This window comes from Micromonospora endophytica, from assembly GCF_003236305.1.
GTDB classification, from domain to species: Bacteria; Actinomycetota; Actinomycetes; order Mycobacteriales; family Micromonosporaceae; genus Micromonospora; species Micromonospora endophytica.
This window is the reverse complement of the sequence record NZ_POTX01000220.1, coordinates 1-9,842: the sequence shown is the minus strand read 5'-3', so window position 1 is coordinate 9,842 and position 9,842 is coordinate 1. Positions and strand designations below refer to the sequence as shown.

Annotated in this window: 10 protein-coding genes; 3 read left to right on the top strand and 7 right to left on the bottom strand. The window is 71.2% G+C overall.

Features of this window, described 5'->3' with window-relative positions; translation table 11 throughout:
• Nucleotides 1-251, bottom strand: a 251-nt coding sequence (locus C1I93_RS24295) for a DUF3499 domain-containing protein (protein ID WP_111245608.1), incomplete at its 3' end; no start/stop codon positions are given.
• Between the two features lie 149 nt (nt 252-400).
• On the opposite strand from C1I93_RS24295, the gene C1I93_RS24290 reads away from it, so the two are divergent.
• The gene (locus C1I93_RS24290) at nt 401-850 is read left to right on the top strand and encodes a metallopeptidase family protein (RefSeq protein ID WP_111245607.1); all 450 of its coding nucleotides are present in this window, start codon (nt 401-403) and stop codon (nt 848-850) included.
• Between the two features lie 49 nt (nt 851-899).
• On the opposite strand, the gene C1I93_RS24285 is transcribed toward C1I93_RS24290, so the two are convergent.
• From C1I93_RS24285 to C1I93_RS24260, 6 genes are all read right to left on the bottom strand, one after another.
• A complete protein-coding gene (locus C1I93_RS24285) occupies nt 900-1,157 on the bottom strand; it encodes a WhiB family transcriptional regulator (RefSeq protein ID WP_111245606.1) in 258 nt (85 codons plus the stop codon).
• A 470-nt stretch (nt 1,158-1,627) separates the two neighbouring features.
• Entirely contained in the window at nt 1,628-1,972 is a 345-nt protein-coding gene (locus C1I93_RS24280; RefSeq protein ID WP_111245605.1) for a phospholipase, read from the bottom strand.
• A gap of 15 nt (nt 1,973-1,987) precedes the next feature.
• The gene (locus C1I93_RS24275; RefSeq protein WP_111245604.1) at nt 1,988-3,382 is read right to left on the bottom strand and encodes a DUF4331 domain-containing protein; all 1,395 of its coding nucleotides are present in this window, start codon (nt 3,380-3,382) and stop codon (nt 1,988-1,990) included.
• Between the two features lie 201 nt (nt 3,383-3,583).
• Nucleotides 3,584-3,865: a hypothetical protein gene (locus C1I93_RS24270; protein ID WP_111245603.1), complete on the bottom strand. Its 282-nt coding sequence runs from the start codon at nt 3,863-3,865 to the stop codon at nt 3,584-3,586.
• A 155-nt stretch (nt 3,866-4,020) separates the two neighbouring features.
• A complete protein-coding gene (locus C1I93_RS24265; protein ID WP_111245602.1) occupies nt 4,021-6,531 on the bottom strand; it encodes a bifunctional FO biosynthesis protein CofGH in 2,511 nt (836 codons plus the stop codon).
• Nucleotides 6,532-6,605: 74 nt separating this feature from the next.
• On the bottom strand, nt 6,606-7,760 hold the full coding sequence (locus C1I93_RS24260) for a hypothetical protein (protein ID WP_111245601.1): 1,155 nt from the start codon (nt 7,758-7,760) through the stop codon (nt 6,606-6,608).
• A gap of 98 nt (nt 7,761-7,858) precedes the next feature.
• Here C1I93_RS24260 and cofD point away from each other — a divergent pair, with 98 nt between their 5' ends.
• Nucleotides 7,859-8,860: a 2-phospho-L-lactate transferase gene (gene cofD / locus C1I93_RS24255; protein WP_111245600.1), complete on the top strand. Its 1,002-nt coding sequence runs from the start codon at nt 7,859-7,861 to the stop codon at nt 8,858-8,860.
• Nucleotides 8,857-9,842 (top strand): coenzyme F420-0:L-glutamate ligase (locus C1I93_RS24250; protein WP_111245599.1); only part of this gene is annotated, 986 nt, incomplete at its 3' end. The genes cofD and C1I93_RS24250, both read left to right, overlap by 4 nt.

Genomic DNA, 9,842 nt, shown 5'->3' with positions numbered 1-9,842 from the left:
GCCTCGGCGAGCGCGACCAGGTCGTCGGTGGTGGGCGGGGGCGGCTCGAACTCGCCCTCGTGCCGGACCACCTCCCAGCCGCGCGGGGCGGTCAGGCTGCGGGCGTGCGGTTCGCAGAGGTCGTACGTGTGCGGTTCGGCGAAGGCCGCCAGCGGGCCCACCACAGCGGTTGACTCGTTGTAGACATAGGTCAGGGTGGCGACCGCTTGCCGGGGGCAGCCGTTACGGGAGCAGCGCCGTGGTGACCTCACCGGCGCAGGGTATCTCCATTACCGGGTCCGGCGCACCGGTTCGCGTTACGACACGCCCGTCTGGGTGATCACATTTCTGGCGCGGCGCGGCTCGCCATGGCTGCGGCGCTGATGCGGTCCGGACACTTCCGGAAGCTACCCTTTGCCGTATGACGAGCCCGGACAACCGCCGCCCCGGCGCCAGCCGGCGGGCCCACCGCGATCGGCACGGTCGTGGCCTGCGCGGGCGGCTGGTGCCGGCCACCGTGCCGCTGGCGCGTACCAAGGCGGAGATCTTCGACGATCTGGTCCTGGACACCGTCGAGTCGCTCGAACGCCGGTTCGCCAAGGAGTTGGCCGGGGTGGAGTTCGCCGTCGAGGACGTCCCGCCTGAGCTGAACGTCTACGACTCCGACGTGCTCGAGGACGGCGAGGTGCCGCTGGCCCGGCTGTTGCCGGGTCGACCCGGCCGGCAGGAACTGCCGCCTCGGATCGTGCTGTACCGGCGACCGCTGGAGTTCCGGGCGATGGATCGGGAGGATCTCGCCGATCTCGTGCACGACGTGATCATCGAGCAGGTGGCGAACCTGCTCGGCGTCGACCCGGACGAGTTGGCCTGAGCCGTGTCGCGGGGCAGGGCGGTCCCCCAACCGCCCCGGTCCCGACGACTCAGGCTGCCCGCCGCTTCAACTTGCGGCGCTCCCGCTCGGAGAGCCCACCCCAGATGCCGAACCGCTCGTCGTGGCCGAGCGCGTACTCAAGGCATTCGGCCTTGACTTCGCAGCGCGTGCAGATTCGCTTCGCTTCCCGGGTCGAGCCGCCCTTCTCAGGGAAGAACGCTTCCGGGTCGGTCTGCGAGCACAGCGCCCGCTCCTGCCACTCCGGCGCGTTCCCGAGCAGGTCGGCCGCTTCGAGCTGGCCGTCCATCAATTGCCTCCTTGTCGCGCACCGGCGTCATCGCCGCTGCAACCCCCCACGCGAAAGGCGTGTTTGTCCGTCCGGATCCCTTTTGTTGCGTTCCGCGCGAACAACCCCATTCAAATTACACGCGTGTAATGCGTGCGCCGTCAAGCCAAACTTGATATTGGAGTCGCCCTCCCGACACGCGCCCGGACGGCCGTCCGGACCACCCCCGTCTCGCCTTGCCCTATCGATTCAGACCCCGGACGAGTAACGCCCCTCCCGGCGAGTTGCCAGAGTTTTCTCCCGTGGCGCACGGCTCCCCATCCGCACGATCGGACCCGGCCGGAGGCCCGGGCGGGCTCACCGCCAGATCCGTTGATCTTGAACGGCAAGGTTAACGTGCCTCCGCCCGTCCTGCCCCTCGAGCGGGTACACGACGACCGCGCCCCGTCCACATCGTGGACGGGGCGCGGTCGTCAGTGGTGCCCGGCGACTCAGTCGATGGGCGAAGATGCGCTGGTGGGCCAAGTGAATTCGGCGACGATGCCACCGACCACGGTGACCGTGCCGGCAGCCGTGTCATCGTCCCACCAGACGGTATAGCGGCCTGCGGGCAGGTCCGGATAGACGGCACTGTGGAAGGTGCCGTCCAGCACCTGACGCTCCCGCACCGCGGAGTGCGTACGCGGCTCGCCCGCCCGGTCGGCCCGGCTCACCTCGATTTCCCGGCCGAGCAGCTCTCGTCCGGTATGGATGATCAAGGCGCCGGTGTCGCCGCCCAGGTTGAGCAGCACCGCGCCGCTGCCCGTGGGCCCGTACGCGTGTGAATGATGGCTCATGTTCCCGCCTCCGACTCAGGCCCGTACCGGCGGGTTGTTGAAACCGTCGTAGGGCGTCCCGAGGAATGGGAAGCTCCGCAGGAAGGGCGCGGTCACGTCCGCCTCGGTCAGCCCCGGGGTCACCGCCGCCGCCGCGTCGTCCGGCGTGAAGTTCTTGTCCACAAGCGGCACGGTCAGTCCGGCGACGGCCCGCAACGCGATGGTCACCACGTCGTCGGTGACCCGTCGTCCATTCGGATACCCCGCCAGGTCACCGCCGAGCACGCCCAGCCGGTTCGGGCGGGCAGCCGGCTTGATGGCCGTGTTCAGCCGCAGCATGTCGGCCTGCACGTCGCCGGTGCTGTTGCTGAAGCCGTCGATCAGCCCGTCCGGGATGCCGGTGAGCAGGATGGCCACCAGGTCGGCCCGAGCCTTCTTCGACTTGTTGAGTTTGTCGAGGTTGTTGAAGACGCCCGGATAGAGCACCGGCAGCAGCGCGGCCAGTTCCGGCTGCTCGACGAACTTGGCGAACCGCTTGTCCTCCGACGGCGGCAGCGTGTTCCACAGGTCCTTCTGCGCCATCGGCACGATGACCTCGTTGAACAACGGGTTGCCCAGCCGGGAGACCTGGGTGAAGGGTCCGGTGCTGGTGTCGGCCGCCACCTTGTCGCCGAGCACCTTCACCTGCCGGCGCGAGGCCGTCGTCCAGACGCCGATCACCGACGCGGCGTCCTTCCGGTCATAGCGGTTGGCCCGGCGGCGCAGCTTGTTCAGCGGCACCTGGATGCAGAGGCTGTGCACGTTCATCCGGTCCAGAGCGTTGACCGGCTTACCGGGATCGCGGAAGAGCTTCTTGCCGGCCACGTGCAGTTGCTGGAAGGGGCGCAGCGTACCGAGGTCGAAAATCGCCCCGAGATCGACGTAGAAGCCGTCCGCGCGCTGCCCGGCGAAAACCTTCTCCCCTGTGGACAGACCGAAGGTGGCCTGGCGGACCAGGTCGTTGTACTTCGGGATGGAGAGTGGACCGACGTTGCTCGGCGGGCAGGGCAGCTTCTTCGCCAGCAGCTGCTTCTTGCCGTCGGCGATCCGGGTCAGGCTGTAGAACTGCCGCCGGTTCCAGTTCTTGCTCTCCAACGACTCGATCGGGCCGGTGTTGTAGAGGAAGCTGTTCGGGTTGGTGATCTCGGTGGTGAACTCGAAGCGGTAGGTGACTTCCGGGTGACCGTCACCGTTGTTGTCGATGTGGATCTCGTATCGCACGTCGTCGCCGAACTCGAAGAAGTTCGGTCCGCCGGAGGGCAGCTGCAACGGTACGTAGTTGGCGATCAACGTCACCGTGTCCGGCTTGTCCGGGGTGACGAAGGCGTACAGATCCGACGAGTCGGCGACCGGATCCTTGGCGATCTCTGGTGCCTCGCGGTGTGAAGACATGACGAACCCACCTCACTGGGCAAAATGATGAATCGGATGGCCGGCCGGGCGCTGAGAGCCCGCGCCGGGCCGGAGACGCCGACCCGTTCGCTAGGACGGGGCAGCGGAAACGCTCAGCACCGCTTGGTGAACTCAGCGGACCGGCGGGCGGCGCGCGAAGCAGCCGCCGGCGCGGCGGCGCGAGATCCGGTGGACATGAACTCAGCCCCGGGAGGCGGCCTGGCGCAGCCGGTCCGCCAGGTCCTTGTCGCGCACCTGGAGGCGGGACTCGCCGACGAACACGTCGAGCGTGCCGTTACGGGCGTCGCGAAGATGCACGACGATCGTCTCGTCGAGACCGGCCGCCTTGCCGCCGCGCTCACCGGCAACCGACAGGCCCGTCACGGTGAGCGTGGCAGCGCCGAGAGTGGCACTGGCCGCAGCCGTCAACGTCTGACGGCGGGTCAGCTTCGGCCAGCCCCGCCTGCGCGTCTGAGTTCTCATGGGCAACCTTTCCAGCGGCGGCGCGCACGCGCCCGCGATGGCGGACGGAGACCGGAAGCGTTCCCACCGACCTCCGCAGGGGTGCCGGCGGCGATCCTCGCCGCTACCGCCGCCGGCATCGACAGGTACGGCCCACAGCGCCCGAAGGTTCGACGTCAGACCGGCATGTGACCGTACGAAGTCGTGCGCCTACGGGCCGGCCGCCCGGCTGCCTCCGCAATGGACCGCAGTTGCTCCTCGGTACGCGCCGATCCGTTGCCCGAACCCGCCATCCGCGAGATCGTCTCCTCCATCAACGTGCCACCCAGATCGTTGCAGCCGCTACGCAGCATCTCGACGGTGCCCGCGTCGCCCAGCTTGACCCAGGAGCACTGGATGTTGTCGATCCGGCCGTGCAACAGCACCCGCGCCATCGCGTGCACCGCCCGGTTCTCCCGCCACGTCGGGCCGGGCCGGGCGATGCCGGCGAGATAGATCGGGGCGTTGGTGTGCACGAACGGCAACGCCACGAACTCGGTGAACCCGCCGGTGCGGTCCTGCACGCCGGCCAGCACCCGGAAGTGCGCCAGCCACTGCCCGGGGTGGTCCACGTGGCCGTACATCATCGTGGAGCTGGACCGGATGCCCAGCTCGTGGGCGGTGCTGACCACCTCGACCCAGGCGGCGGTCGGCAGTTTGCCCTTGGTCAGCACCCAGCGCACCTCGTCGTCGAGGATCTCCGCGGCGGTGCCCGGGATGGTGTCCAGCCCGGCCTCGCGCAACCCGGTCAGCCACTCCCGCACCGAGACGCCGGCCTTGGCGGCGGCGGTGACGATCTCCATGGGCGAGAAGGCGTGCACGTGCATCTGCGGCACCCGTGCCTTGATCGCCCGGACCAGCTCGGCGTAGACGCTCACCGGCAGCTTCGGATCGATGCCGCCCTGGAGGCAGACCTCGCCGGCACCCGCCGCCCACGCCTCCTCGGCCCGGTCGGCGACCTGCTCCACCGACAACCGGTACGCGTCGGCGTCACGTTCCCGCTGGGCGAAGGCGCAGAACCGACAGCCCACGTAGCAGACGTTGCTGAAGTTGATGTTGCGGTTCACCACGTAGGTGACGTCGTCACCGACGGCGTGCCGGCGCAGCTCGTCGGCGGTCCGGCAGAGTTCGTCGAGCGCCGGGCCGTCCGCGCCGAACAACGCCAACGCGGCGTCGGCGTGCCGGGGCTCCAACAACGCCGCCGGATCGTCGGCGGCCAGCCGCAGGCCGGTACGCAGCTCCGCGTCCCCGGCACCGGCGGTGACACCCCGGTCCACCCGGGCCGCCACCTCCGACCAGTCGCCGTAGACGTGGTCGAAGTCGCCCCGCCGATCCTCGGTACGACCCGTGGTGTCGATGGTCACGTGCAGGTCGGTACGCCCGCCGTAGGTCTCGTCGGGCTCCTGCCACGGCCGGCCCACCGGCCGGGCCGACTCCACCGCCAACCCGGTCGCCGGATCGGCAAGCGCGTTGACGTGCGGCAACAGGCGCGGATCCAACCAGGGCTCACCGGCCCGGACATAGTCCGGATAGACGGTCAGCCGCTCCCGCAGCGTGAACCCGGCGGCGGCGGTACGCGCGGCCAACTCGTCAAGCTGCGGCCAGGGACGTTCCGGGTTGACATGGTCCGGGGTCACCGGCGACACCCCACCCCAGTCGTCGATGCCGGCCCGCAGCAGCAGGTCGTACTCACCGGCGATCAGGTTGGGTGGTGCCTGGATGCGGGCCTTCGGCCCGAGCAGCACCCGGGCCACCGCCACGGTGGCGGCGAGATCGTGCAGCTCCGCGTCGGGCATGCCGCGCATCGCCGTGTCCGGCTTGGCGCGGAAGTTCTGCACGATCACCTCCTGGAGGTGGCCGTACTCCCGCATGGCCCGGCGCATCGCGAAGATCGCGTCCACCCGCTCGGCGAGCGTCTCGCCGATGCCGATCAGGATGCCGGTGGTGAACGGGACGCCGACCCGGCCGGCGTCGTCGAGCACCCGCAACCGCACCGCCGGCTCCTTGTCCGGCGAGCCGTAGTGCGGGCCACCCGGCTCCGACCAGAGCCGGGTCGCGGTGGTCTCCAACATCATGCCCATGCTGGGCGCGACCGGCTTGAGCCGGTGCAGCTCCGACCAGGAGAGCACACCCGGGTTCAGGTGCGGCAGCAGCCCGGTCTCCTCCAGCACCGCCACCGCACAGGCGCGCAGATAGTCAAGGGTGGACTCGTAGCCCCGCTCGTCGAGCCACTGCCGGGCCGCCGGCCACCGCTCCTCCGGCCGGTCACCGAGGGTGAACAGCGCCTCCTTGCAGCCCTGCGCCGCGCCGGCCCGCGCGATGGCGAGCACCTCGTCGCGGTCGAGGAAAGCCGCCGGCAACCGGTGCGGCACCGTGGCGAACGTGCAGTAGTGACAGCGGTCCCGGCAGAGCCGGGTCAGCGGGATGAAAACCTTCTTCGAGTACGTCACCACGCCAGGCCGGCCGGCGTCCCGCAGACCGGCGTCGCGGATCGCCCCGGCGATGTCACACAACTGTTCCAGTGCCGCGCCCCGAGCGGTCAACAACGCCGACGCCTCGTCGACGTCGATCGCCCGTCCGGCCGCGGCCCGGTGCAACGCTCGCCGTACGCCCGCCTCCTGCGTCGCCGGCTCGCTCCGATCAACCATCCGCCCAGCCTAGGCGCTGCCGCTTGAGGCGCACTCACCCCCGCACCGGGCGCACCAGGCTGCGGGACGGCCCGTCAGCTCGGGTCGATGCGTTGGGTGCGGTCGGCCTCGGCGTCATCGGCGGGCGGCACCGGCTGGGCCGCGTCAGCGCCCTGGCGCGGGATGGTCTGGGTCGGGTCGGCCGAGGCCGGCTGCCCGAACGGCGGCGCACTCGGCGACACCGGCGGTGCAGACGCACCGGCAGACTCCGACTGCGGCCCGGTGCTCTGCGACGGCGCGCTCGGGGCCGTCGACTGCGGCGGGACCGCCGGCTGGCCGTGCGGCGGCCAGGTGTGCGGCGACGAGGGCGGTCCACCGGCCGACGGCTGTCCACCGGCCGACGGCTGTCCACCGGCCGACGGCTGTCCACCGGTCGACGGCTGCCCACCGGCCACCGGCGGTTGACCGGTCGACGGCTGTTGACCGGCCACCGGCCACCCCGACTGACCAGCATCGCCGTACCCGCCGGGCTGGCCCGCCCCGGCGTAACCCGGCTGGCTCGCCCCGGTGTAACCCGGCTGGCCCGCCCCGGTGTAACCGGGCTGGCCCGCCCCGGTGTAACCGGTTTGGCTGCTCTCCGGCCATCCGCTCGGCTGGCCGGGGGGCGACCAACCGCCACCCGGCTGGCCCGCATACCCCGGGTTGCCCTGGTGCGACCAACCCGGCTGCGGGCTGCCGTACAGGCCCGGCTCGGGCTTGGGCTGGGGCACGTGGTAGAGCCGCTGCCAGACACTCCACACCAGGTACGCGGCGACCGCGAACAACGCGATCCAGGCGACCCGGGTGAGCAGGCCGGTGAAGGCGTCGAAGAGTTGCGCCTCGGCCAACTGGCCGACCAACCAGACCAGCAGGGTCAGGCCACCGAGCAGCGCACTGACCGCGTACTCGCCGAGTGCCACCTTGGTGATCAGTTTCGCCTTCGGCACGACCGGCGCCACGTGCGTGGCGAGCAGCACCGCCAGGAGCGGCAACACGATCGGCACCAGCCCGATGAAGGTGAAGGACGCACCGCCGGCACGGTTGGTCACCGTGCTGTACGGCCCCTGCGGGCTCAGCAACTGGATCAGGCCGACGAAGAGGAGGACGGCGTTCGCGCCCAGGAGAACGACGGCGGCCAGTTCCCGCAACGGCCGGGTCGCCTGGCTGGCCGGAGTCGGGTCGGTGGGCGGGGGCTCGGCGGGGCTGGTCACGAACTCTCCCTGAGGGCGAAAGCGGACAGGTGCCGACGTGAGCCTAGTCTCCCCGGGCGACGCGCCGCCGAAGGCGTCAGGTAGGCGAGGATGGGCGGATGCGGATCGTGGTTCTGACCGGGGGAATCGGCGGTGCCCGGTTCCTGCTGGGAGTCCGGGCGTACGCCCGGGAAGTGGGTGCCGAGGTGACCGCGGTGGTCAACGTCGGCGATGACCTGCGCCTGCACGGGCTGCGGGTCTGCCCCGACCTGGACAGCGTCATGTACACCCTGGGCGGGGGCGCCGACCCGGAGCGGGGCTGGGGCCGGGTCGACGAGAGCTGGACCATCAAGAACGAACTGGCCGCGTACGGGGCCGAACCGAGCTGGTTCGGGTTGGGCGACCGGGACATCGCCACCCACCTGGTCCGCACCACGATGCTGGACGCCGGCTACCCGCTGCACCAGGTCATCGAGGCGCTGGCGACCCGCTGGCAGCCCGGCGTACGCCTGCTGCCGGCCACCGACGACCGCCTGGAGACCCACGCGGTCGTGAGCGCGACGAGTGAGCTGGCGAGCCCCGCCGCCACGAACAACGCCGATGCTGCCGACCTCGACGGCGGCCGGCGGGCCATCCACTTCCAGGAGTGGTGGGTACGGCACCGGGCGCAGCTGCCGACCCACCAGTTCGTCTTCGTCGGTGCCGAGACCGCGAAACCCGCACCCGGCGTGACGGAGGCGATCGGCGCGGCCGACGTGGTGCTCATCGCGCCGAGCAACCCGGTGGTCAGCATCGCGCCGATCCTGGCCGTGCCGGGCCTGCGGGAGGCGTTGACCGACGGGCCGGCCCCGGTGGTCGGGGTCTCGCCGATCATCGGCGGCGCGCCGGTGCGGGGCATGGCGGACCGCTGCCTCGCGGTGCTCAACGTCGAGTGCAGTGCCGCCGGGGTCGGTGGGCTCTACGGCTCCCGGGCCGGCGGCGGCCTGCTCGACGGTTGGCTGGTCGCCGAGGAGGACGCGCAGACCGTGGTGCCGGAGGTGACCGTACGTGCGGTGCCGCTGCGAATGACCGACGAGGCGGCGACGGCGGCTATGGTCCGCGCCGCGGTGGAGTTGACGTGAAACTGGAGATCCTGCCGGTGCCCGGCATCGGCCACGTGACCGAGGGCGACGACCTGGCGGCCCTGATCGGCGGCGCGGCACCCTGGCTGCGCGACGGCGACGTGCTGGTGGTCACCAGCAAGATCGTCTCGAAGGCGGAGGGACGGCTGGTGGACGTCCCGGCCGACGGCCCGGAGCGGCTGGCCGCCCGGGACGCGGTGCTGGCGACGGAGACCGCCCGGGTGGTGGCCACCCGGGGTGCCACCCGGATCGTGCAGACCCGGCACGGTTTCGTGATGGCCTCGGCCGGCATCGACGCCTCGAACGTCGACAAGACCCGGCTGGTGCTGCTCCCCGAGGACCCGGACGCCTCGGCCCGGACGCTCCGGGCCGGCCTGCGGGAACGCTACGGCGTGGACGTCGCGGTGATCATCACCGACACCATGGGCCGCCCCTGGCGCAACGGACTCACCGACGTGGCCCTCGGCGTCGCCGGCATGGCGGCGATCCGCGACCACCGGGGCGAGGTCGACCCGTACGGCAACGAGCTGACCCTCACCCAGATGGCGGTGGTCGACGAACTCGCTGCCGCCGGTGAACTGATCAAGGGCAAGTGTGACCAGATGCCGGTGGCGGTGATCCGGGGCTACCTGACCGCGCCGCTGACCGACGACGGTGCGGGTGCGGGCGTCCTGGTCCGCGACGCCGCGATGGACCTCTTCTCGCTCGGCACCGCCGAGGCCACCGCGGCCGGATTCGCCGCCGCCGCTGTCCTGCCGGACCACCCCGGCAGCAGCTCACCCGACCCGGAGGCGGTACGCCAGGCGATCGCCTCGGTGGCCGACGTGGTGGCGCCCGGTACGGTGTTCACCCCGATCACCGACGACGGCGTACGCGCCAATCTGGTCGCCACGGTGCCCCGCTGGCCGGCGCAGGCCACCGCCCTGGTGCTCTGCTCCCCGCCCACCCCGACCGGGCAGGTCCAGCTGGTGCGCTTCGGCAC

Coding starts and splice junctions, on each gene's coding strand:
- C1I93_RS24270 (WP_111245603.1), bottom strand. CDS start 3,865: ATGAGAACTCAGACGCGCAGGCGGGGCTGGCCGAAGCTGACCCGCCGT.
- C1I93_RS24265 (WP_111245602.1), bottom strand. CDS start 6,531: ATGGTTGATCGGAGCGAGCCGGCGACGCAGGAGGCGGGCGTACGGCGA.
- C1I93_RS24280 (WP_111245605.1), bottom strand. CDS start 1,972: ATGAGCCATCATTCACACGCGTACGGGCCCACGGGCAGCGGCGCGGTG.
- C1I93_RS24290 (WP_111245607.1), top strand. CDS start 401: ATGACGAGCCCGGACAACCGCCGCCCCGGCGCCAGCCGGCGGGCCCAC.
- C1I93_RS24285 (WP_111245606.1), bottom strand. CDS start 1,157: ATGGACGGCCAGCTCGAAGCGGCCGACCTGCTCGGGAACGCGCCGGAG.
- C1I93_RS24275 (WP_111245604.1), bottom strand. CDS start 3,382: ATGTCTTCACACCGCGAGGCACCAGAGATCGCCAAGGATCCGGTCGCC.
- cofD (WP_111245600.1), top strand. CDS start 7,859: ATGCGGATCGTGGTTCTGACCGGGGGAATCGGCGGTGCCCGGTTCCTG.